This is a genomic window from Ancylobacter sonchi (assembly GCF_018390695.1).
Taxonomy (GTDB): Bacteria; Pseudomonadota; Alphaproteobacteria; order Rhizobiales; family Xanthobacteraceae; genus Ancylobacter; species Ancylobacter sonchi.
Map to the genome: position 1 here is coordinate 116956 of NZ_JAHBGF010000028.1, position 22785 is coordinate 139740.

General features: G+C 68.5%; 22 protein-coding genes. 5 read left to right on the top strand and 17 right to left on the bottom strand.

All coding sequences use genetic code 11. The annotated features are described in order from the left end of the window. A complete protein-coding gene (locus tag KHC28_RS15975; protein WP_246564904.1) occupies window positions 1–837 on the top strand; it encodes an ABC transporter permease in 837 nt (278 codons plus the stop codon). A 64-nt stretch (window positions 838–901) separates the two neighbouring features. Continuing rightward, a complete protein-coding gene (gene pdxR / locus KHC28_RS15980; RefSeq protein WP_214009353.1) occupies window positions 902–2425 on the top strand; it encodes a MocR-like pyridoxine biosynthesis transcription factor PdxR in 1524 nt (507 codons plus the stop codon). Window positions 2426–2679: 254 nt separating this feature from the next. Here the strand turns inward: pdxR and KHC28_RS15985 are convergent, their stop codons facing one another. The 13 genes from KHC28_RS15985 to KHC28_RS16040 form a co-directional block, all read right to left on the bottom strand. After that, the gene (locus KHC28_RS15985; protein WP_214009354.1) at window positions 2680–3423 is read right to left on the bottom strand and encodes a c-type cytochrome; all 744 of its coding nucleotides are present in this window, start codon (window positions 3421–3423) and stop codon (window positions 2680–2682) included. 96 nt (window positions 3424–3519) lie between these two features. After that, the gene (locus tag KHC28_RS15990) at window positions 3520–4449 is read right to left on the bottom strand and encodes a YncE family protein (protein ID WP_312893264.1); all 930 of its coding nucleotides are present in this window, start codon (window positions 4447–4449) and stop codon (window positions 3520–3522) included. Window positions 4450–4523: 74 nt separating this feature from the next. Continuing rightward, window positions 4524–5051, bottom strand: a complete 528-nt coding sequence (locus KHC28_RS27450; protein ID WP_246564907.1) for an SRPBCC family protein — start codon at window positions 5049–5051, stop codon at window positions 4524–4526. Between the two features lie 14 nt (window positions 5052–5065). Continuing rightward, complete coding sequence (locus tag KHC28_RS15995) at window positions 5066–6034, bottom strand: vWA domain-containing protein (protein WP_214009356.1); 969 nt, start codon at window positions 6032–6034, stop codon at window positions 5066–5068. Beyond that, a complete protein-coding gene (locus KHC28_RS16000; RefSeq protein ID WP_246564908.1) occupies window positions 6034–6606 on the bottom strand; it encodes a hypothetical protein in 573 nt (190 codons plus the stop codon). The genes KHC28_RS15995 and KHC28_RS16000 overlap by 1 nt, the downstream gene beginning before the upstream one ends. Beyond that, window positions 6603–7676, bottom strand: coding sequence for a vWA domain-containing protein (locus KHC28_RS16005; RefSeq protein ID WP_214009357.1), 1074 nt, complete (start codon window positions 7674–7676; stop codon window positions 6603–6605). The genes KHC28_RS16000 and KHC28_RS16005 overlap by 4 nt, the downstream gene beginning before the upstream one ends. Then, window positions 7673–8647: a nonribosomal peptide synthetase MxaA gene (locus KHC28_RS16010; RefSeq protein ID WP_214009358.1), complete on the bottom strand. Its 975-nt coding sequence runs from the start codon at window positions 8645–8647 to the stop codon at window positions 7673–7675. The genes KHC28_RS16005 and KHC28_RS16010 overlap by 4 nt, the downstream gene beginning before the upstream one ends. 1 nt (window position 8648) lies before the next feature. Further along, window positions 8649–9518, bottom strand: a complete 870-nt coding sequence (locus KHC28_RS16015) for a DUF58 domain-containing protein (RefSeq protein ID WP_214009359.1) — start codon at window positions 9516–9518, stop codon at window positions 8649–8651. Next, window positions 9515–10546, bottom strand: coding sequence for an AAA family ATPase (locus KHC28_RS16020; protein ID WP_214009360.1), 1032 nt, complete (start codon window positions 10544–10546; stop codon window positions 9515–9517). The genes KHC28_RS16015 and KHC28_RS16020 overlap by 4 nt, the downstream gene beginning before the upstream one ends. 327 nt (window positions 10547–10873) lie before the next feature. Further along, complete coding sequence (locus KHC28_RS16025) at window positions 10874–11191, bottom strand: methanol dehydrogenase [cytochrome c] subunit (protein ID WP_214009361.1); 318 nt, start codon at window positions 11189–11191, stop codon at window positions 10874–10876. A gap of 43 nt (window positions 11192–11234) precedes the next feature. Then, the gene (gene moxG, locus KHC28_RS16030; RefSeq protein ID WP_214009362.1) at window positions 11235–11813 is read right to left on the bottom strand and encodes a cytochrome c(L), periplasmic; all 579 of its coding nucleotides are present in this window, start codon (window positions 11811–11813) and stop codon (window positions 11235–11237) included. Between the two features lie 74 nt (window positions 11814–11887). Then, entirely contained in the window at window positions 11888–12775 is an 888-nt protein-coding gene (moxJ, locus tag KHC28_RS16035) for a methanol oxidation system protein MoxJ (RefSeq protein ID WP_214009363.1), read from the bottom strand. 118 nt (window positions 12776–12893) lie between these two features. Next, a complete protein-coding gene (locus KHC28_RS16040; protein ID WP_214009364.1) occupies window positions 12894–14798 on the bottom strand; it encodes a methanol/ethanol family PQQ-dependent dehydrogenase in 1905 nt (634 codons plus the stop codon). A gap of 452 nt (window positions 14799–15250) precedes the next feature. On the opposite strand from KHC28_RS16040, the gene KHC28_RS16045 reads away from it, so the two are divergent. Genes KHC28_RS16045 through KHC28_RS16055 form a run of 3 tightly spaced genes read left to right on the top strand, consistent with a single transcriptional unit; the run spans window position 15251 to window position 17912 of the window. After that, window positions 15251–15799 (top strand): hypothetical protein, encoded by a 549-nt coding sequence (locus KHC28_RS16045; protein WP_214009365.1) that lies wholly within the window; start codon window positions 15251–15253, stop codon window positions 15797–15799. Further along, window positions 15796–17253 (top strand): ATP-binding protein, encoded by a 1458-nt coding sequence (locus KHC28_RS16050; protein ID WP_214009366.1) that lies wholly within the window; start codon window positions 15796–15798, stop codon window positions 17251–17253. The genes KHC28_RS16045 and KHC28_RS16050 overlap by 4 nt, the downstream gene beginning before the upstream one ends. Beyond that, the gene (locus tag KHC28_RS16055) at window positions 17250–17912 is read left to right on the top strand and encodes a response regulator transcription factor (RefSeq protein WP_214009367.1); all 663 of its coding nucleotides are present in this window, start codon (window positions 17250–17252) and stop codon (window positions 17910–17912) included. Before KHC28_RS16050 ends, KHC28_RS16055 begins: the two co-directional genes overlap by 4 nt. Window positions 17913–18025: 113 nt before the next feature. On the opposite strand, the gene KHC28_RS16060 is transcribed toward KHC28_RS16055, so the two are convergent. From KHC28_RS16060 to KHC28_RS16075, 4 genes are read right to left on the bottom strand one after another with little or no spacing between them, the layout of a single operon-like run. Then, window positions 18026–19543: a TolC family protein gene (locus KHC28_RS16060; protein ID WP_214009368.1), complete on the bottom strand. Its 1518-nt coding sequence runs from the start codon at window positions 19541–19543 to the stop codon at window positions 18026–18028. Continuing rightward, window positions 19540–21351 carry an FUSC family protein gene (locus tag KHC28_RS16065; RefSeq protein WP_214009369.1) on the bottom strand — a complete coding sequence of 604 codons (1812 nt, stop codon included), beginning with the start codon at window positions 21349–21351 and terminating at the stop codon, window positions 19540–19542. Before KHC28_RS16065 ends, KHC28_RS16060 begins: the two co-directional genes overlap by 4 nt. Continuing rightward, window positions 21351–22400 (bottom strand): multidrug transporter subunit MdtN, encoded by a 1050-nt coding sequence (gene mdtN, locus KHC28_RS16070; protein WP_214009370.1) that lies wholly within the window; start codon window positions 22398–22400, stop codon window positions 21351–21353. Before mdtN ends, KHC28_RS16065 begins: the two co-directional genes overlap by 1 nt. A gap of 3 nt (window positions 22401–22403) precedes the next feature. Continuing rightward, window positions 22404–22646, bottom strand: a complete 243-nt coding sequence (locus KHC28_RS16075; protein WP_312893225.1) for a YtcA family lipoprotein — start codon at window positions 22644–22646, stop codon at window positions 22404–22406. Window positions 22647–22785: the final 139 nt, after the last annotated feature.

Consider the following 22785-nt stretch of genomic DNA (forward strand, 5'->3'; position numbering starts at 1 on the left):
ATGTCCATGAAGCTCGGCAAATGGAAACCGGGAAAGATCGCCCTTTTGGCGACGGTCGCCGTCTCCTACCTGTTCCTCTACCTGCCGGTCGTCCATATCGGCCTCGCCAGCTTCGCGCGGAATTCCAACTTTCCGTACCCGCCGAAATGGTCGCTCGACATCATGGCGCGGCTGTTCTCCAACTCGCTGTACCAGACCGCGCTCGGCAACAGCCTGATCATCGGCATCTTCGCCGCGCTGCTGTCCACCGCGCTGGCCGGGCTCGCCACCATCGGGCTGATGCGCCATGCCGGACGCCGCGCGCCGCTCTATCTCGCCTTGTTCATCGCCCCGCTTTTCGTCGCGGAGGTGCTGCTCGGCATCTCCTCGCTAATCTTCAACGGCCTGTTCCTTGGGCTGCAGGGCAACATGATCTCGGCGATCCTAGCGAACACGGTGCATTGCTTCAGCTATGCGCTGCTCATCATCGCCACCCAGCTCTACCGCTATGACTGGCGGCTCGACGACGCGGCGATGGTGTTCGGGGCGAGCCCGGCGCGCACCTTCTTCGAGGTGACGCTGCCCTTGATCTGGCCCGGTCTGCTCGGCGCCTTCATCGTCACCTTCATCATGGCATTCAACAATCTGGAGATCTCCTTCTACCTGCTCGGCGCGACGCCGACCTTGCCCTCGGCTGCCTGGGGCGCGCTCCGCTACGGGGTGAAGCCGGAGCTTTATGCGCTGGCGACCTGTGTGAACCTGATCGTCTTCGCGCTGCTCGCCATCATGTTCGTGCTGATGAGGACCGGTCTCCTCACCTTCGGCCACCGGCCGGAGCGCGAGCGCAGCGCCGTGTAGCGTGGGTGCAAGCCGGGTGGTGCGGAACTTGCGTTCTCCCGATCGGTCAGATCGCGGAGGCATTGTGAGGCTGCTGGATTCGCTCGCGCTCGATATCGACAGGGTTGCCGATGCCCCGTTGCACCGGCAACTCTATCGCCGGCTCGTCGAGGAGATCACCGCCGGCTCGCTACGGCCGGGCGAGAAGCTGCCGTCGACGCGCGACTTCGCCGGGCTGCTCGGCGTGTCGCGCAACACGGTGCTGCTCGCCTTCGACCATCTGATTTCCGAGGGCTATCTGCAGCCGATGACCGGCTCCGGCACTTATGTCGCCCGGGACCTGCCCGAACAGCTGCCCGCCAAGGCGCCGGCGCGCATCAACCCCGCCATCGAGGCGGCCGGGCATCTCAGCCGCTCCCTGGCCCCGGACACGGCGATCACCCATGCGCCGTCCACCTTGCGCCACATGCGCCGGCCGGTGCCGTTCCGCGCCAACTTCCCGGCGGTCGACATGTTCCCGGTCCGGCAATGGGCGAGCCTCGCGGCCAACCTTTATCGCGAGCTCGATCCCGGCGCCGCCGGCGAACTGCTCGGGGAGGGCGATCCGCAAGGCTACGAGCCGCTGCGCATCGCCATCGCCGAACATGTCGCGCTCAGCCGGGGCCTCACCTGCACGCCGCGCAACATCGTCATCTTCGCGGGTGCGCAGCATGCGGTGGATCTCGCCTGCCGCATCCTGCTCACCCCGGGCGAGCATGTCTGGTGCGAGGACCCGGGCTATGACGGCATCTATGCCTCAGCGACTGCGGCCGGGGCCATTCCGGTCGCCGTGCCGGTCGACGGGGAGGGGATCGAGGTGGAGCAGGGCATCGCACGCGCCCCCGATGCCCGGCTCGTCTATGTCTCGCCCTCCAAGCAGTTCCCGCTCGGCATGGAACTGAGCCTCGAACGGCGCCACGCTTTGCTGCAATGGGCGAGCGCCGCCGGCGCCTGGGTGCTGGAGGACGATTACGACACCGAGTTCCGCTATGCCGGCCGGCCGATGCCGGCGCTGCACGCGCTGGATCGCGAAGGGCGGGTGCTCTATTTCGGCACCTTCAGCAAGATGCTGTTCCCCGGCCTGCGTCTCGGCTTCGCCGTGCTGCCGGATGCGCTGGTGGAGGCGTTCGTCTCGGCGCGCGCCATCGTCGGGCGCTATTCGCCGATGCTCGAACAGGCGCTCGTCGCCCGCTTCATGGAGGACGGCCATCTCGCGACGCATGTGCGCCGCATGCGGCGGCTCTATGCACGGCGGCAGGACTATCTGCTGCAAGCGATCGAACGACGGCTGTCCGGCTGGATGACCGCCGCGCCGACCAATACCGGTATGGAGATCATCGCAAGCCTCGCCGAGGGGCTGAGCGGGCGCCTGGTGGCGGAGGCGGCAGCCCGCCGGGGGCTGGAGATACTGCCGATTGCGGCGCTCGCGCGCGAAGCGGAGGTCGATCACCTGATCACGCTCGGCTTCAGCGCCTTCGGCGAAGCGCAGATGGATGAGGGGATCGACATCCTGCACGACATCTTCGTCGCGATGGAGCGTGGCGATACCCCAATGCCCAACGCGGGCTGAGCTGGCTGGAGGACGACCGGTTCCCATCCTACGACCACCTCCGAGCCAGCTCCGTCTTCCCAGACGTTCGGCCCGGATACACGCTCCCAAGGGAGAGCCATGGTCGTGCTTTGCCGGGCGCCGGCGCGTTGGTCGTCTATCATCGTATCGTCCTCCTCCCGAAGACGACGGAATCAGGATTTCATCGCCGCAGCAACGACGATGCTTTTGTCGGAATCGCCACGCGACGGAACTGAGCCTGCGCTGGCGACGTCTCAGTTCCCACGTGGCAAGGTTCTGAGCCAGCTGACTAATGCCGACAAATCGCCATCCGTGAGTTGCGCATATGCCTTTGTTTGCATGGGAGCCGCGAGCGGACGGCCGTCCGGCGTGACACCGCGGACAAGAGAGCGACGAATATCGTCGTCACTCCAGTCGGCGAGGCCGCGCGGAGTGATGTCGGGTGCAACGACCGTTCCCCAGGGACCTTCGAAAACGGCGCCGCCATGCCCAAGTCCGGCCGCGAGGTCGGGCTCGCCATCGGCGCGCGGAGTGGAATGGCAGCTGAGACACCGCGCCACCGTTCCAAGATACCGGCCGTGCTCGACCTCGCCGGTACCGGCTGCCGGTCCGGCCATGGCGGCCGCGGAGGCCTTCGGCGCAATCGTATAGAAGGGAGCGGCCGTTGGATTTTGCGCCGGCTTAAGCGTACGCAGATAGGCGACGATAGCGTCGCGGTCCGCATCGGTCAGCGCGGCGTAGAAGTCATATGGCATGGCCGTCGACATCTGGGACCCATCCGGCCGCACCCCGTGAGTGATGGCATGGCCGATCTGCTCATCGGTCCATGTGCCGATGCCGGTGTCCGGATCCGGCGTGATGTTCGAGCCCTGCACCTTGTAGGCCGACGTCTCGATGGTTCGCCCGCCGGCAAAGGGTTGGTTGCCCGGTCCGGGCGTGGTGTGGCAGCGCCCGCAGATCGCCACGGCGTTGACGAGATAGGCGCCGCGGGCGGGCACAGAATCCTCCGCACGGATTGTTATCGGCGCTAGCGATACCGCAACGACCACAGCGATGCCCAAGGCCCTCATCACGCGCTCCCCCAATCTTGTTTGTTATCGCTCCAGCATATCCTCGCCCGCGCCGGTCTCCCAGTGTTCGGGCAGGACGACGAGGTTGCGCGGTCCGGCGCCGACGGGAACATGCGCAACGACATGAGCGCGGCTGACGTCGACGATCGTCACCTCGTCGTCGGCCCAGGCGACCGCGGCAGCACGCTGGCTTGAGAGCGCGACGATCCCTTCCGGATAGGAGCCGATCTTCGGCCGCGCCAGAATGGCATGCGTGGTGGCATCGATGACCGCCATCGTGCCGCTCTGCTGATTGGCGACCGCCACGCGCGCGCCATCGGGCGTGACCGCGACACCGTAGGGCATCAGCCCGACCTTGAAGCGCGCGGTTTCCTCCAACCGCGCCGTATCGATCATCGACAGGTCGCCGCTCTGGACATTGGCGACGTAGAGCTGTCCGCGATCGGGCGAGAGAGCCAGCGCGAAAGGTGCCCGGCCCGTCGGCACGGTCGCCGCACGGGTCATCGTGGCGAGATCGACAACGCTTACCTGGTTACTCTCGCGATCCGCGACATAGGCCCGTCGCCCGACCGCATCGACCACCAACCCGGCCGGTGCCTTTCCGACGGCTATCCGTCCGGTCTCGTGACCACTGGCGGCATCGACGCGGATAACGGCATCCGAGCTCCAGTCGCTGACAATCAGGGTACGGCCGGCCTCCGTGACGGCGATGCCGAACGGTTCGCGGCCAACGCGGAAGCTCGTCTCCAACCGGCGCGTGCCGATATCTATGCGTGAGATGAGGCCGAGATCGGGGTGGGTGACATAGAGCGTGCGTCCGTCCGGCGCGGCCGCGAGACCGGCGGGCACGCGTGGCACGGAAATTTCCGCCACAACAATGGCCTTGCCGACGTCGATCAGCGTCACCACGCCAGCCTGCTGCGAGACGACGGCGATCAGTGGGTCCGCCAACACCCCCCGTACCGGAAGCAGGCCAGCCGCGAGGCCAAGCGCGGCAAGAAAGCGCTTCCGTCCAACGGATATGGACCTCACGACCCGCCGGCCTTGCTCTTGAGCCCGTCGAGTCCCTGTCGGATGAAATCGCCCATCGCGGCGATGGCTGCGGCATCGTCGAGCCCCTCGGGCGGCTCGTTGGTGGTGTCGGCCCGATAGAAGCGGGCGTCCCACACCACCTCGCTGCCGCCGCCGGACGGTTTCACCTGGATGCTGGCGGTGTAGAAGCTCACCGGCAACGCCTCGGTGTTCTCCTTGCCGAGACGATAGGAGAGCCGCCGCTCGTTCGGGTCGACCTCGTCCAGCCCCTCGGTGATGTCGCCCTTTTCCAGCGTGAGGATGCGCTCGGCTCCTGCTGCATCGCCGCCGGTGAAGCTCACCCTCCTTACCAGCGGATGCCATTCGCCGATCGCACCGAAGGAGGCGAGCACTGCCCAGACCTTCTCCGGCGCTGCCTCGATCGTTATGCGCTCCTCGGCGCGCTGCGGCGTAGGACCATGGGCGGCCAATGGTGCGAGACAGGTAGGGAGGAGAGCGGCAGCGAGCAACAATCTGCGGAACATGTTGGTTTCCTTGTTCAGCTAGGAAGTCGGTCCGGCCGGCGACCGGCAAGGGCACCGAGGCCGAACAGCGTCGTCAGGGCAATGAGCGCGAGGGCGGCCGGGATGCCGGCCATGTCGACCCGGACCTCGACGAGGTGGGCACGCGTGTCGGCTTCCACCGCCTTCCACAGCGCGGCGGGATCGCGCAACGCCGCGAAGCCAAGGCCGGTCTGTGCGGCGAGGCGACGTAAACCGTCCTCCCGCATGGCGCTCAGATGCTCGGTGCCGGTCGCCGGTTCACCGCCCCACGGGGCATTGCGCGGGTTCCAGCCGGCCCGCGAGGGGGCATCGGCCGGCGGCGGGCCGCTGCGGTTCTCCTGCGGCACGTCCTGTTCGGCGTAGAAGCCGATCTCGCGGCCGTCCTCGTTGTATTTCGGGATCGGCGACGGCTCGGCCGCGCCGACACCCACCAGCAGCCCGGCAACGGCGCCCGGCTCGCCCTCATAGGCGGGCAGTTCCCCGCCGGCCAACGGTGGTGCCTCCTGGCCGTCGGTGAGGAAGACGAGATCGGCCTTCAGGCTACCGGCGATGGCGAGCGCCGCATGCACGCCGCGCGCGATGTAACTGTCGCCTTCCCACGCCATCCGCCAGTCGAGCGCGTCGATGGCGCCGTCGATGGCGGCGAAGTTCTCGCAGACCTCGGCGGGCTCGAACAGAAGGAAGCTGCGCCGTTCGGTGAAGATGCCGAGTCCGAGGCGCGACTGACACGGCAGATCCGCCAGTAGGTTGCGTGCGGCGCGCTTCGCGATGGCGAGCCGCGAGACCGGTTCACCGCCTTGCAGATAGTCACGGACATTCATGCTGCCGGTGATGTCGATCACCACCAGCAGATCGCGGGCCTGCCGGGTTAGCGTCAATCGCGGCAAAGCGAGCGCCGCCGCCAGCGCCAGCAGTGCCACGACGAGCAGCCAGAACCGCCAGTCGCGGATGAGGCGCGCGCGCATCACGGCAATCCTCGCGGCACGCCCGGCAGGTCGGTCCACAGGCGCTTGGCGGCTTCCGGTGGGATTTCCTCGCCCGAGGTCTCGATCTGCGGGAAATCGCGCACCAGCCGCATGGCGACGTCGAGATTGTATTTCGCGTCCCAGAAGCCGGGATCCAGCATCAGGGCGCGCCGGTAGCCCTCCTTCGCCAGCCGCACCAGCAGTACCGCCGGGTCGATGTCGTTGCTCTCCAGATGGCCGATGGCGACCCGCAGCCGCCCATTGGAGAGATCGTAGAAGGCCGCAGCGGCCAAGCGCGGCGCGCCGGTGGCAGCGATGCGGTTCATTAGCGGCTGGGCTTCGTCGAAGCGGTCGCGGGTGGTGAGGAACGCAAGCCGGGCGAACAGCAATTCGGGACGGGCATCGGTGGCGACGGGGACATCCCGTCCGGCGGCAAGCGCGGCGATGGCGGCATCGACACCCCTATCGAGGATGAGCCGGACCGAAAAAGCGACGCCTGCACAGAGGCTTATGGCCAGCAGGATGGCGCCGGTGCAGAGGGCTGATCGGCCGCGTCGGATGCCCAACCTCATGCCGCCCTCCGCACGGCGGGTTGCGGTCGAGCCGCAGCCGCTGTGGGGACCGAGCGCACGAGGTTGCGCTCGGCGAGCTTGGCGAGCAGGAGCAGGGTTGTAGCGCCTGCCGCCACCGCGAAGGCCGGCCGGGCGAGATCGCGGCGCGGCACCCGCTCAAAGTAGGTGATCGGCCGGGTTTCCTGCCGGTCGATCTCGGCGATGGCCTGCTCGACCGCCCGCGGGCTGGTCGCCTCGAAGGCACGGTAAGGCACACCAAGGCTTTGAAAGAACAGATGAAGATGCCGTTCGGGATTGGCCTGCGGCGTGTTCTCGCCGGGCGGCGGTTCCTCGAAGATGCCCTTGGCGCCGCGCGAACGCAGGAACAGCCAGTAGAGATGCACCGGCGTGCGCGCTACCGCGTCGCGCAATGTCTCCTGCACTTTGCGGTCGATCAGCGCCGCGCCGTCGGACACCAGGAGGATCGCCCGCGATGCCTCGTCCTCGTCGTCTGCGAAGGAAGAAAGCGCCAGCGCCAATCCGCGCCCGACATCGGTGAAGGCGAGGCCGGGCCGGTCGATGGCGGCGATGGCGGCGCGCACCACCTCGTGGTGGTCGGTCAGCGGCAGCACCGGCATCGGCGAGGTGGAGAACGCCGCCACCCCGATGCGATCGCGTGCGCGGCGGGCAACGAAATCGTCCAGAAGTCGTTTGGCCACAACGGATTTTGCCTCCTGGTCACCGCTCGGCGCGCGGTCGGCGAAGCTGTTGTCCATGCTGGAGGAACGGTCGAGCAGCAGCACGAGATGCGCGCCGGTGCCCTGCCGCGCGATCATCTGCTCGCGCCGGTGCAGGCCGGCTAGTCCCAGCACGATGGCGAGGATCGCAACGCTGCCGGCGAGGCGCAGGCTCAAGCTCACCGCGCGCGAGAGGCCATCCGCCGGTGCGAGGAAAACGGAAGGAATACCTTGTCGAATCAACGGGCTAGCGGCGAGGGGGAGGGCGGCGAGAACGAGGAGGCCGAGCAGCAGGGGATGGTCCACGCCCCAGCTGCCCGTCAGGCTCTGCCACGCTCCCGCCACCCAGCTCATGCGCCGCCCCGTTCGCCAGCCCGGAGCCGGCGCGCCAGGGCGACGAGCTCGGCGGGAGGAAATTCTCGGGCGGATTCAATGGGATCGTCGCCGAAGAACAGGCGGCGCGAGGCGGCGAACAGGCGCCGCACCTCGGCCTCCGTGGTGGCGAAGGCGGGATGGGCGCGGAAGAAATCCGGCAGGTCCTCGGCGAACACGCCCTGTCCGGCGGTCGCGTCGAAGGCGCGGTGCAGGGCGAGCAGGGCCGCGCGATGGCCCGGAGCCGAGGCCGGTGAGGTGGACGATGCGGCCGGTTTGGCCGATGAGGCCAGCGCGGCGCGGACTTCGCGCGCTGCGTGGGCGAAGGGGCGGTCGCGGCGTCGGCTGAACGGCCACCAGCCCATCTGCCAGGCGAGCAGCCCGAGGCCGGCTACGACGCCGGCGAGCGCGGCGAGGAGGCCGTACCGCGTGCCGGTGGTCGCGACCGGGCGCGGGGCGATGTCGGGCCGCAGCGCCATGGTGGTGCCTTCCCCGATCGCGACGATCTCCCGCAAGGGCGACATCAGGAACGACCAGGGCGGGACGGTGATCGCCACCTGCCGCGCGCCGTCGGTGGCGGTGAGCGGCACGGCGGGGATGGCGAGCCGCTTTGGCTCCAGCGGTGCGTAGAAGGTCTGGTAGGTGAGCTCGAGCGTGTAGCGCTGCGCGCCGTCGCGTGTGCCGCCATCGGTCAGTCGGACGTCGGTGAGCTCCAGCCAGTAATCGAGCGAGCGCGGGCGCGGCAGCGAGGCCGGATCGAGCCGGAACGGCGCCTCGAGAACGATGTCGGCCGAGAGCGCCAGCGTGTCGCCGATGACATGGCCGAAGGGCCGGGGCGCGTAGAGCTCCACCGAACGCAGCTGCGCGCCGGCCGGTGGGGCGGCGAGCAGTACGACGGCCATCGGCAGCAGGCCGGCGAGGCAAAGGACGAGGTGTCGGACGGTCCTCCTCATCTCAGCCCTCCATCAGCCGGCGGGCCAGCGCCTCGGTGTCGAGCGGGTCGGTGAGCGCGAAAGGACGCAGACCGCGCTCGGCGAACAGCTTCTCGCGGGCCTCCCGGCGGGCGCGGGTCTCGCGGCGCCATCGCTCGCGCAAAGCGGGGCGCATGAAGACGAGGCGGACGGCGCCGGTTTCGAGATCGGCGACCTCGACCAGCCCCCAGCGCGGCAGCGCGACATCCAGCAGGCCATCCTCGACAACGACCGGCACCACATCGTGCCGCCACAGCGCATCGATGAGACGGGCGACCTCCGATGCCGGCATGAGGAAGTCGGAGATCAGGAACACCAGCGCGCGGCGCGCCGGCAGGCGTTCCGCCGCCTCGATCAACCCCTCGACCGCCTGCCCACCCGTCGGGCGCACGCCCGCGAGCCGGCGCCGCACATCCTCCTCCTGCCCCCGGCGCCGCGCGAAGGGCAGGCACTTCTCCTCGCGCAGATGCGCATCGGCGCCGAACAGCGCGAAAGGATCGCCGGCCCGCTGCGCCGAGACGGCGATCAGCGCGCAGAGGTCGGCGACGCGGCCGGCGACCGCCTCGCCGAAGCGCATCGAGCCGGAAAGATCGACCAGCGCCGCCACCGGCACGGCACGGCGCGGGGCGTATTGCCGGACATGCAGCTCGCCGAACGGATCGCGCAGCGAGGCGCGCAGATCGAGCCGCCGCGGATCGGGATGGCGCAGCAGCGAGACGTGGCGGCGGAACTCGCCCTCCGTCCCCTCGCCATGGCCGGGATGCGCACCGGGGACGATGCCGTGCGGGCGCCAGCGCAGCCGGTAGGCGAGCGGCTGGAGCGGCGGTCCGTCACCGGCCGGGTCGGCGCTCATGGCGCCGGCACCCGCGCGAAGATGCCGGCGATGAGTTCGCCGACCAGCTTCTCGCGGCGCAGCTCATAGACCGGATCGACGAAGATCCGGTGCGTCATCACCTCCGGGAACACCGCGCGGAGATCCTCCGGCACGATCATGTCGCGGCCTTCCAGCCAGGCGCGCACCCGCGCGGCCCGCACGAGATAGCTGAGGCCGCGCGGGCTGGCGCCGCCCTGGACGAAGCGCGCCATGTCGACGCTCTCCACGCTCACACCGTGGCTGTGCGGCGCACGCACCGCCTCCCACAAAGCGAGGACATAGGCCTCCAGCGCCGGGCTCGCGTGGACGCCGAGCTGGATCACGCGCGCCACCGTCTCCAGCGCCTGCGGGTCCAGCACGCCCGGCTCGACCTCCGTCAGCAGCGCATCGACATTGTGGAAGCGCGGATCGAACACCAGCCGGCGGCGCGCCTCCTCGCCGGCCGGCATCGCCACCTGCACCTCCATGAGGAAGCGGTCGCGGGCGGCGGCGGGCAGCTCGAAGGTTTCCTCGCGCTCGACCCGGTTGCGGTCGGCGAAGACCTGCACATGCGGGAAGCGGTATTCGCGGTTGAAGGCGGACACCGAGCGCTCCGCCATCAGGCGCAGCAGCAGCGAATGCACCTGCGGGCGGGCGCGGTTGATCTCGTTGAAGAAGAACACGGACAGAGCCTCGCCCTGCCTGAGCAGCGGGCCGGGATCGATGCGCGGCTTGCCGTCCTCGCCGAGATGGGCGTGGTAGACGAGGTCTGCCGGCATGAGGTCGATGGTGCCCTCGATACGCTCGAAGGCACCGCCGATGGCGCGGGCCATGGCGCGCAGCAAGGTGGTCTTGCCGACGCCGACATCGCCTTCCAGGAGGACGTGCCCGCGCGCGAAGGTGGCGATGGTCAGCAGGCGGATGACCCGCTGCTGGCCGAGCACCACCTTGCCGATCTCCGCCTCGAAACGGAGCGCGCGGTCGCGCCAGTCCGACAGGATGGAGTCGGTTTCGCGTGCGAGGCGCATATCGCAAACCCTTATTCGCGGTGGGACGCGGTCCGACGGCCGATCATCCGCCCGCCCCGCGCGGCGGAACGGCGAAGAGGACACGACCGGCGTCCGCGAGGTTCGCGCGCCGCCGGTCGTGCAAGGTGCCCACAACCGACAAATGCCGGAGGAACGCGGACGGGAAGGAGATTAGGCTTCCGCCCACATGTGGGTTCGTGAAGGGCCGTCGCCCGGGAAGGGGCCAGAGCAATTCCGGGGGAACCGAAGTTCACCGGAATTGCTCCAAGTATCTGTCGATACGCATTTTCTTCACGCGAACCGGTACCCGCTTCGCGCGAAAATGCTCTAGTTCGCGCTCGGGATCTTGCTGACGTCGTAGACGAACTTGCCGGTCTTCTTGAAATAGTCGACGCGCTGGGCGTTGCGGGCTTCCATTCCCTTGATGGATTCGGCCTGCTTGTTGACTTCCTTCGGGTCGTGCTTGGGATCGTATTTCGACCCCGCCACTTTGTCGGGATAGCCGGGCTTCGGCTCCCAGCAATTGCCCGGCGCCTTGCAATTGGTGCCGTCATAGGCGGCCGCCCCGACCACCATGGCGAGGCCGAGCGCGCCGGCGCCGGCCAGGATGACACTGTATTTCACGCTGCGGTCGATGAAGCTCATGGTCGGTCTCCTTTTCGTTTCCACCCTTTAGTCGCCGGCGGGTTCAGCCCGCCGGTCCGCCGCACTTCGGAGGCATCACCTCGGACGGCTCGATGTGCTTGGCGTTGGCGTCGAAGGGTTTGAAGCTGGCGCGCTGCTCGGCGGTGAGCCAGGTCGCTCCCTGCGGATCGTCCTTGTAGACATGGCGGACCCAGGCCATGACGAGCAGCATCTCGTTCATGTTGAGCGCACCGTACATCGGGCCCATCTGGCCCTGCGCGCCGCCGAAGATGGTCTCGAACAGGCCCTGGTCGGTCTCGTTCTTCGGATAGGTCCAGTAGCTGTCGTTCAGCCCCGGCCCGATCTTGCCCTCGGCATAATGGCCGTGGCAGCCCGAGCACATCGACAGGAACAGCTCGTGGCCCTTGGGCAGGCAGACCGGGTCCTCGTTGTAGATGTTGGTGCCGGTCTCGAGGAATTTCAGCACGGCCTGGGTGTCGCGGCCTTCCTCCGGTGCCTCGGAGAGCTCCAGCGGCTGGCCGGTCACGGTGTTGGTGAGCATGATCGCCGCGCGCGTGCCGAGCGCGAGGGCGCCAAGCGTGAGCAGCACGGTGGCCGTCCGGATGAGAAGTTTCTTTTTCATCGAACCTTTTCGCAGAAGCGCGTCGCATGGCGACCGCCGGCCGGGGAGGCGGCCGCCGGAGCGGGGGAGCGAGGTCAGGTATTGGGGTCGAGCAGCGGAATGCCCTCGTCGGTGAGGATCTGCTCGATCTGCGGCTTGGCCTTGTCGAGCGCCGCGTTGATCTCACCGAGCAGCGCGGCGTCGGTCTTCCGCACCCCGATCGACTGGTCGTAGTGCATGGGGATCGGCTTGTCGTTCGGCCGGTCGATGTCGGTGGAGATCACCGTCATGCGCAGCGGCGTCGCCGAGCCCTTCACATAGCGCGCGACTTCCGGCGCGAAGGCGATGGCGACATCGGCCTCGCCGCCGGCGACCTCGGTGACGAGGCGGTCGCCGGGCACCTGGGTCCACTGGTTGCGGCGCGAGACGAAGTTGACCAGCGAATACATGTAGGCGGCGTTGTCCTCGAAGCGTCCGATGCGCTTCAGCATGGTCTCGGCCGGCGAGTAGAACCGGACCGCGAAACGGGTCTGGTCCTTGATCTGCTGGTCCTGCCAGTCGCTGGCGGTGATGTTGCGGTCCGCCCTCGTCACCAGCACGTAGCTGGTGCGGTAATAGGGCTTCGAGGTGAGCACCCGCTCGTCGCCGGCATCGACGCCCATGACGACGTCGCAGCTGTTCTTGTCGAGCTGGTCGCGCACCAGATAGATGCCCGGCTTGTCGTTGCGCACGAACACCGGCTTGCGGCCCATGGCCTGCGCCAGCGCCTCGGCGATCTTGTCCTCGAAGCCGGTCGATTCCTTGTTGGAGAACGGCGCCTCGACATTGGAGGCGCAGATGCGCAGCTCGTCCTTGGCCGGGGTGGCCGGGGCGTCGGACTGCACGGTGGCGGCGCCGGCGGCGGTCGCGATGAGGGCGGCGAGGCCGGCCGACGCGGCGAGGCGGCTGAAAAGCGAGGCGGTCGATGTGGCGTATGTCGACATGGCGGTTCCTCCGTGCGGATGGACGGTGGGGGACGCGGACTGGGGTCAAGCTGGTGAAGGACGGCCGCCCGGGCGCGGGGAGCGCGGCGGGCGGCCGCGAAGACACGTCACCTCGGCGTCAGTTGGCGGCGCGGATGATTTCGGTCGAGTATTCGCCGACCTTCGGGTCGTCATAGGGACCCTTGCCGTCGAGCGAGAACACCATCACGCCGCCGCCCATCTGGGTGTAGTGCTGCAGCTGCTTGAAGGCGCCCACCGAGCCGAGGCCGGCGGTCGGGTCGTTGAGGTCGAACACCAGGCCGACGCCCGGCCAGCCGCCGACGCCGTAGTAGATGGCGACGTATTGGGTGCCGTTATGGGTGTAGGTCATCGGGTGGCCGATCACGCCGGACGGCAGCTTGAACTTCCAGAGCAGTTCGCCGGTGTCGCTGTCGCGGGCCTTGATGAAGCCGTCCAGCGTTCCGTAGAACACCACGCCGCCGGCGGTGGCCAGCGTACCGCCCCAGGCGGCGAAGCGCTCCATCACTTCCCACTTGTACTTGTTGTTGATCGAGTCGTAGGCCTTCACCTGGCCGAGACCCTCATAGGTCTGCCGGTCGCCCTTGGGGCCGGGATACATGTTTAGCGTCGCGCCGACGAAGAACTGGCCGGCCCGGTAGGGCAGCATGAAGGGCTCCCAATCCATGCAGATGTGGTTGATGCCCATGAAGAACGACTTGCGCTCGGGGTCGTAGCTGTCGTGGCCCTGATTGTGGTAGCCCATGGCCGAGGGACAGATGTCGCGGCCCTTGTGGTCCATGCGGGTGGCGTATTCCGGGTCGCGCTGCGGCAGGCCGGTCTTGAGGTCGACCTGCTTCACCCAGTTGACGGTGTCGTCGATCTTGTCGGCCGAGATCAGGTCGCCGTTCTCGCGGTCGAGCGTGTAGACGATGCCGTTGCGGTCGGGATGGGTGAGCAGCTTGCGCGGCTTGCCGGTCTTGTCGGTCTGCTCGGAGAGCATCATGACGTTGACGCCGGCATAGTCCCACTCGTCATGTGGGGTCTTCTGGTAGCCGAACTTGGCCATGCCGGTATCGGCGTCGCGGCCCCAGATGGTCATGGTCCACTTGTTGTCGCCCGGACGCATGGTCTCGTTCCACGGTGCCGGGTTGCCCGAGCCGTAATAGAACAGGTTGGTGCCGGGGTCGTAGGCGTACCAGCCCCAATTGGTGCCGCCGCCGATCTTCCAGGCTTCGCCCTCCCACGTCGCCTGTCCCAGGCCCTTCTGGCCGTAATGCGGGTTGGCGCTGTTGAAGTCGTCGCCGAGGCGCACATCGGCGTCCGGCCCGGTGGCATAGGCGCGCCATTTCTGCTCGCCGGAGGCGATGTCGTAGGCGGTGACATAGCCGCGCACGCCGAGCTCGGCGCCCGAGGAGCCGATCAGCACGGTGTCCTTCACCACATAGGGCGCGATGGTGAGAGTCGAGCCGACCTTGATGTCGGAGTTCTCCAGCTTCCAGTATTCCTCACCGGTCTTGGCGTTGAGGGCGACGACATGGCCGTCGAGCTGGGTCTTGATGATCAGCGGCCCGACCTTGTCATTGCCGGGCCAATAGGCGAGGCCGCGATTCACCACGTCGCAGCACGCCACCGCGCGGGCGGTGGGGTTCTGCTTCGGCTTGTGCTGCCACAGGATCTTGCCGGGCTCGTCGAGCGAGACGGCGAAGGTGGTGTTGGGGAACGGCGCGTGGATGTACATCACGCCGTCGACCACCAGCGGCGTGCCTTCGTGGCCGGAGAGCACGCCGGTGGAGAACGACCAGGCGGCCTTGAGGTTCTTCACGTTCTCCTTGGTGACCTGGTTCGCCTCGCTGTAGTTGTTGGCGCTGTAGTTCTTGCCGGTCATCGGCCAGTTGTCGGTGCTCTTCGACAGCTCGTCGAGCTTGTCGTTGGCCACCGCCGGCGCCAGGGCGGCGAGGCTGACCGTGGCCACCAGCGCGGCGGCAACGGTGAGCGCTGACACGGAAGAGTGCAGTCGGCTCATTGATCGTCCCTCACGTTTCCATTCCCAGATCGTTCTGCATCCGCCCCGGTTCGCTCCGGTGCGCCGCGAACTCTTGCTTTGTTTGCCGCACGCCTTCTGGCGACGGCATTTCAATTCCAGATTGCGGAAGACTGGTCGATATTCTTAAGAACTTCTGATTATTTGTGTCGACATGTGATAACTCTTCTCGCTACAGGTCGGCCGTGTCTTTAGGGCATTTGGAAAAATCGACCGGGAACTAGTTCCCGATCGCCCGGAGAATGCACCGGGTCGAGCCGGAAACCTTGCCGTCTCCCGAAGAAAGTGATTTCATTTCATAATGTTGACGAATGAGAGCGGAGTCGGCCCCGCGCCGGGAAGAGCCATCTTCAGACGCATAGTGAACGTCCCGAAGACAGAACATGCTGAGATGTCGCACGTCCCTGCGTGATCATAAGAAAGTAATAATAGAAATGGGAAACGCTCTCTTCTCGTTTACCCGCGCCATCGGGAGCGCCGGTCTCGCCCTTGCCCTCGCGGGCTGCCCGGGCGAGCCGCCCTCCGAGCCGCGCGAACGGGTGGCCGCTCCCTCCGGCACCACGCTGGCGGACAAGCAATGGCTGCAGCCGCTGGATGCCAGCGAGCCGGACGTCTGGCTGGCCAGCCGCTCGGCCGGGCGAGACCTCGCTGTCGGCGATCCGGCGGTGGCCGAGTGGCGCGCGATCCTCGCCGACGCCGATGCGCGATTCGGCGAGGACCAGCGGATGATCGCCAACCGGGCGGTGCAGCTCGAGACCATGCTGCGCGAGATCGACATCAAGGAAGGCGTACGTGAACTCCTCGCCGGCTTCGCTCCCTTTGCCGGCAAGGGATCGCGCAGCGGCTTCAGCGACCTCTGCCAGCACTATTACAATCTGCGCTCCCAAGGGCTGACGCGCGTGGCGGCGCTCGACCTTCTCAGGCAGCAGGCGCCGCCGGGCACGCCGCCTGCCGCCGCCGGCCCGGCGGGGGCGCAGCCATGAGCGCGTTCGTCGGCGACACTACCCTCCGCACGGCCGAATTCAGCTTCTGGCGGCGGCGCTCGCTGCGCTGGCAGGTGATGGCGGCGGTGATCGTCATCAATCTCTGTGCCGCGCTGGTCGCCTTCGTGGTGGTCATCCTCAACGCGCAGCGCGCGACGCGGCTGGAAATGCTCTCCTCGGTCGCCATCGCCGAGCGCCTGGTGCAGGAAACCGCCGAGCGGCTGGCGGAGACCGCCGGCGGCGCGGTCTCGCTGACCCAGCTGCCGCTGCACATCACCAGCCTGCGGCATGTGCGGATCCACATCGAGGATCCCGACGGCCGGGTCATCGCCGAGGCCCCCTCTCCGGTGGCCGCCCGCGACGGAGCGGACGACGAAGCCGAGGAGGTGCCGGGCTGGTTCACCGCCCTCGTCACCGTCGAGCCCACCGGGACGACGATACCCGTCGTCGAGAACGGCCAGACCATCGGCCGCGTGCGCATCAGCGGCGAAGCCTCCGACGAGATCGCCGAGGTCTGGCAGGACATGTCCGATCTCGCTCTGCTGGCGGCGGTGGTGAACATCGTCATTCTTGCCGCGCTGTTCGTCGTGCTCGGCCGGCTGCTCCAGCCGCTGCACGCACTGTCGGCCGGGCTGCACGAACTGGAGGAAGGTCGCTTCGAGCACCGCCTGCCCCTGCCGCGGGTGCGCGAGCTGGCGCGGATCGTCGAGCGGTTCAATGCGCTCGGCACGGCGCTGCGCATGGCGCGGCAGGACAATCTCCGCCTCAACGAGCGGCTGGTGCGGGTGCAAGACGACGAGCGGCGGCAGATCGCCGCCGACCTGCATGACGAGCTGGGGCCCTGCCTATTTGGCCTGAGGGCCAATCTGGAATCGATCGGCCGGCTGCTGGCGCGGCTCGACGCCGATCCCGCCGGCCGCATCGGCGAGCGCGTCGCCACCATGGGCGAGATCCTCGACCGGGTGCAGGAGGGCAATCGCGGCCTGCTGCGACGCATAAGGCCGATGGCGCTCGGCCATGTGCCGCTTTCGGCGGTGATCGCCGAACTTCTCGCCGATTTCGAGCGGCACGCGCCGGACCGGCGGTTCGACCTCTCGCTCGACGGGGTGGCCGAGCACTATGCCGACAGCATCGAGATCACCGTCTATCGCTGCGTGCAGGAGGCGGTGACCAATGCCCTGCGCCACGGGCAGGCCGGCCGGATCGCCGTCTCGCTGCGCGAGGAGGTGAACGGCGAGCGCCTGAGCCTCGCCGTCGAGGATGACGGCCTCGGCCTGCAACCCGGCAGCACGGCCGGCTTCGGGCTGATCGGCATCGAGGAGCGTATCGGCGCGCTTGGCGGCAGCTGGCAGCTGGTGCCGGTCGCGCCGCGCGGCATGCGCATCGAGATCGGACTGCCGGTCCGCGCGCCCGAAACCCTTCCGCCAAAACGAGAAAGAGCGAACGCCTCATGACCAGCGTCCTGGTGATCGACGACCATCCCATCGTGCTGCAGGGCTGCCGCTGCCTGCTTCAGGACTGGGGGGTCGAGCGGGTGCTGGAGGCCAGCACCATGCTGTCCGGCTACCGGCTGTTCCGCCGCGAGAAGCCGGACATGGTGATCGTCGACCTCGCGCTGAACGGCAACGGCCTCAGCGGGCTTTTGCTGGTGCGCCGGCTGCGGGCGCAGGACGGCCGCCTGCCCATTCTCGTGCTGTCGATGCATGGCGACCCGGTGATCGCCAGCCGGGCGCTGGAGGCCGGCGCTGACGGCTATGTGCAGAAGGACACCTCGTCGGGCGCGCTGTTCGAGGCGTTCGAGCGGGTGCGGCGCGGCCAGCCCTATATCAGCCACGAGCTCGCCATGCAGGTTGCGCTGCTCGGCGCGCGCCGGGATACCCCGCTCGGCGACGTCACCCCGCGCGAATTGCAGATGCTGGCGCTGCTGGCCGACGGGCGCGACTACACCCAGATCGCCGACGAGCTGGGGGTCAGCTACAAGACGGTGGCCAATACCTGCTCGCAGCTCAAGACCAAGCTCGGCGCGGCCTCGCTGCCGGAGCTGGTGCGGCGGGCGATCCAGTATGTGTCGACGTCGCCGGGCATGACGGGACGTTCGGGGCGCGGCAACTAACCCCGCACGATGGCGAGCGAGCGGATCTCGGATGCTTCCGACCATATGGCCGTGCGCGGTCCGCCGGCCTCCGGTCCGTCTCTGTCGGTCTCGACGCCTGTCGGCCCAAGTGCCTAGGGAACGGCATCGCGCGAGGTCATGGCGCCGACCACGAAGGCGAGGTTGGCCGCGCCGATCAGCGCGGCAGCATGGGCGTCGGCCTGCGCCTGCCGCGCATCGAGCAGCCCGGAATCGGCAGCGGTCGCCACCGTCACCGTGCCGACGCCGTTGCGATAGGCCTCCAGCGCGGCGTCATAGGTGATGGACGCGGCCGAGGCGAGCGCGGTGGCCGCCCGATAGGATTCGAGCGCGGTGCGCAGCGCGTTGTTGGCCGCGACGATCTCGGTCACGGTCAGCGTCTGGGTGCGCTGGAAGGTACTCTCTGCCGCCGCCGCCCGCGATTGCGCCTGCTTGAGCTGGGCGGCGCGCAGGCCGGCGTCGTAGAGCGGCACCGTGGCGCCGATCAGCACGCCCGATCCGGTCGCCTGCTGGCCGATGGTCGGCAGGCCGGTGGCGTTGAAGTTTCCCTGCCCGGTGGCAACCGCGCCGGAGATGAACACCTTGGGCAGGTATTCGGCCTCCGCCGCCTTGATGCCGGCCCGGCTCGCCTGCATCGCCGAATAGCTGGCGACGACATCCGGTCGCTGCGACAAGGCGAGCTTGATCATCTGGTCGAGCGGCACGTTGCCGGCATCCGGCAGGCGGCGCTTTCCATCGTCGCCGACATGGATGCGCAGCGTGGCGTTGACGCCCATCGCGGCGATCAGCACCTGATAGGCGTCGCGCTCCTGCCCCTCCGCCTGCACGCGCCGCAGCTCCGACTGGGCGACCTGCTGGCGCGCCTGCGCTACCTCCACCGTGGTGGCGAGGCCGTGGCCGAGCCGCTCCTCGGCGGCGCTGCGAATGGCGAGGCTGTTGCGCAGCGTGTCGCGGGCGATGCGCGCGTTCGTCACCGCCGCGCCATAGCTGTAATAGCTGCGCGTGACGTCGAAGATCAGCTTCTGGTGCTCGCCATTGAACAGCACATTGGCGGCGACCGCCCCCTGCTTGGCGGCATCGGCGACGGCGGCACGCTGGCCAAAGTCGAACACCAGCCATTGCAACGCGACGGCGGAGGACACGCCCTCCGCCGTGGTCTCGAAATAGCGCTGGGTGCCGACCGGGATCGGCAGGGGCTGCTCGACGCTTTGCCGACCGCCGATGACGCTGGCGGTGATCAGCGGCAGGTAGGTTGCCTCGACCATGCCGACCGCCAGTGCCGTCTCGCGCGCCCGCTCCCAAGCCGCGCGGGTCGACGGGTTGTTGCGCTGGGCGATGTCGATGAGCTCCGGCAGCCGGTAGGTGCGCTTGGGATCGAGCTCGGTCGAGGACGGCAGCACGGCAAGCGCGGGATTGGCCGGCACGCGGAAGTCCGGCGCGCCGGTCGACGTCGCCGGAGGCGGGGGCGCAGGCTCGCCTTGCGCGCTCCACACGCCATCTTCGTTGCCGTTCGGCGCCCATGGTGTGTCGGCGCTGCGCGACGCCATGTGGGCGGCGTTCGGCGCGCAGGCGGCGACGCCGAGCAAGGCGCCGATCAGTAGCAGGCGCCTCATGTCGTCACCGTCGCATCGAGACGGGCGAGCGACGTCTCCACGGCGGTGGCCGGGACTCGGGCGAGATAGACGTCGCGGACGAGCTGGCCGATCTCCGCCGTCGTCTCGCGCAGCATGGCCTCGACCTGAGGTGCGGCGCGTATCGCCGGCGGTTCGAAGGGGACGAGCGCCACCAGCTCGGCCGCCTTGCCGATCTCGCTGCCGACCAGGGCGGCATCCTGCACGGCGTGCGGGCGCAGCTCCGGGGCGAGAGCGGCGATGCGCTTCACGCCGGCAAGCGCGGCCTTGAGATGCGCGCGCACGGCGCTCTCGATCGACATCGGCCAGAGATGGGTGAAGATGAGGTAGATGACGACATTGCCGAGCAGGATGCCGACCACCCGGTCCCAGGCGGTATCGAGCGACGTGGTCGGTCCGAAGCCCTGGATCACGGTGAGAAGGAAGGCGAGCGCAACCTGCACCCCGCCATAGGCGATGCGCTCCGGCCCGGTCGAGACCCAGGCGCCGACCAGCACGCCGGCGAACACCAGCACCATCAGCCCGCCGACCGTCTCCAGCTGCGGCATGACGAACAGGATCGCCGCCATCCCCATCGCGGCGCCGATGAGGCAGCCGAGGATGCGCAGGCCGAGCTTGTGCACGGTCTCGCCGGTGGTGCCGAGCGCGGCGACGTAGCAGGTGATCATCGCCGTGTGGATGCCCGACCAGTCGAGCCCGGTATAGATCAGATAGCAGATCACCGCCGCGGCGGTGGTCTTCAGCGCGAAGCGCTGATAGGCGGGATTGGAGAAGGCGTCCGGGAAGAAGAACGGCGCCTTCGGTGCCGCGACGACCTCGCCCTCCGGCGCGCCGGCAATGATCGCCAGCGCGGCGAAAGCCTCGCGCTCGGCGGCGCCGGCCGCCATGTCCGGGGCCGGCGGCATCGGTGGCTGCTCGCCGGCGTCGAGCGCGGCAATGGTGGCGTGCAGCGCGGTCCGCATGTCCGTCCGCCGCGCCGGATCGAGATCGTCGGGCAGGCCGGAGGTCGCCAGCATCAGCCGGTAGGACGCCCGTACGTCGCGGGCGATCTGCGCGGCGTTCTCGCGCCGCACGAGGTTCAGCAGCCCGACGAAACCGGCCTGCTTCTCCAGGGCCGCGTTGTCGGCGTGCAGGAGTTCGGCCAGCGCCTCGTGGCGCGCCGGGGCGCCGCCGTCGATGGCATCGGCGCAGGTCTCCAGCCGCTCGCGCAGGGTGGCGCGCAGCAGGCGCACCGGCGACAGGCCGAGCACGAGGTTGAACGCGATCATCCACGCCATCGGCATCATCGCCATATAGGCGGCGTAGCGCAGGCCGAAAGTCACGGCATCGGCGACCGGCGCCATGTTCACCAGCGTCAGCAGGAAGGCGAACACCAGCCCGATCACCCCGCCGATCTCGCCGAGCTGGCTCGCCGCACCGATGAACAGGAAGACGAACGACACCAGCGCGATGGCCAGCAAGCGCAGCAGCGGCGTCTCCACCGTCGCATTGATGATGGGGATCAGGGCGAGGACGACGAGCGCCACAAGCACGATGAGGCCGATGGCGGTGCCGATGTTCTGCACCGCATCCGGTTTCATCAGGAAGATGATGAGATAACAGCTGATCGCCGCTTCCGGTGTCTGGAACAGCATCGCCGTGGCGGAGACCAGCGCGCACAGAAGCGCGATGCGCCATGTCAGCGCCGCGCGGCCGGGAAACGGCGCCAGATCGCCAATGGCCTGCGAGAGCAGCGAGCGCGGCGCCGGCAATGGCCGATCTGGCGCCTCCGAGGCGCCTGCCATCGCCATCAGCAGCGCTCGCCATGGTGCACGATGGCGACCGCCGAGGCGCCGATGCGCATGAGGTCTTCGGGCGGATCGATCAGCCGGATGCGCACCGGGAAGCGCTGCTGGATGCGCACCCAGTTCAGCGATTTCGGCACGTAGGGGAGGGCGCGCGGCAGGTTGAGGACGTCCTCGGAGATGACGCCCCAGCTGATGCCCTGCACCGTGCCGGCGATGGAGACGGAACGGTCCGCCAATGCAAAGACGCGGGCGCAATCGCCCACGGCGATGGCGGGCAGCTCGGTCTCGCGGAAGGAGGCGGAGGCGTACCAGTTGCTGGTGTCGATCAGCGTGAACACCGACTGGCCGGGGGCGACGATCTGCCCGGTGGTCGTGGTGAGCCCGACCACGCGGCCGTCATGCGGCGCCCGCACCTCGGTATTGGCGAGGCTGCGTTCGGCGATGGCCAGCGCGGCGCGCCGCGCCTCCACCAGTGCCTCGGAGGCATCGAGCGTGCTGACGAGGCTGTCCGCCGCCTCCGCCTGCTTCACCGCCTGCGCGAGGCTGGTGCGGGCGTCGTCGCGGGCGGTGCGGGCGTCGTCGACCTGCTGCGCGGTGACGTAGCCCTTGGGCAGCAGCGGCGTCAGCCGGGCCAATGTCTGCTCGGCCAGCGCCAGATTGGTGCGGGCGCGGTTGATCTGCTCGCCGGCGATGGCGGCATTGGACTGCTCGGCCGCGATGGTGCGGCGCTGCCCGTCGCGGGTCGCCTCGGCGATCTTCAGATCGGCGCGCGCCTGATCGGCGGCGAGGCGATAGGGCTCGGGATCGACGGTGAAAAGCAGGTCGCCTTTCGCCACCTTCTGGTTTTCGGCGACCGCCAGCGTGACGATGCGCCCGGGCACGGTCGAGGCGATGTTCACGATGTTGGCGGTAAGGACGGCGTCCTCCGACAGCGGCCGGTCTTCCGCCATGTCCAGATAGCGCCAGCCGGCGAAGACGGCGCCGACGATGATCAGCGCGGCGACGCTCGACCCGAAAAGGCTGCGGCGATGGGAATAGGCGGAGGCTGCCATCGCTCAGCGCCCGTACACGGTAAGGGCGAGCAGGAAGCCGATGGCGGCGGCGAGGCTCGCATAGACGGCGAGCCGCCAGGGCAGCACGTCGTCGAGGCCGATGCGGATGAACAGCCCGCGCAACACCACCGCCCCGATCACGCCGGCGGCGGTGCAGACCAGCCAGGACGGGAAATAGGCGCCGAACAGCGGCACCGACGGCGCCAGCCGGGCATCGCACCCGCCAAGCATCAGGGCGCCAAGCACCAGGCACGCCGGCGCGATTACGCCGGCAAGACGATCCCATTCAACGCGTCGCAGCGGCATTCGTCGCGTCGGCCCCCGCCTGTACCTTTCAGTGTGTTAACAGTCGCGACCGGGCAAACCAAGCCGGCGGCCGCGCCTT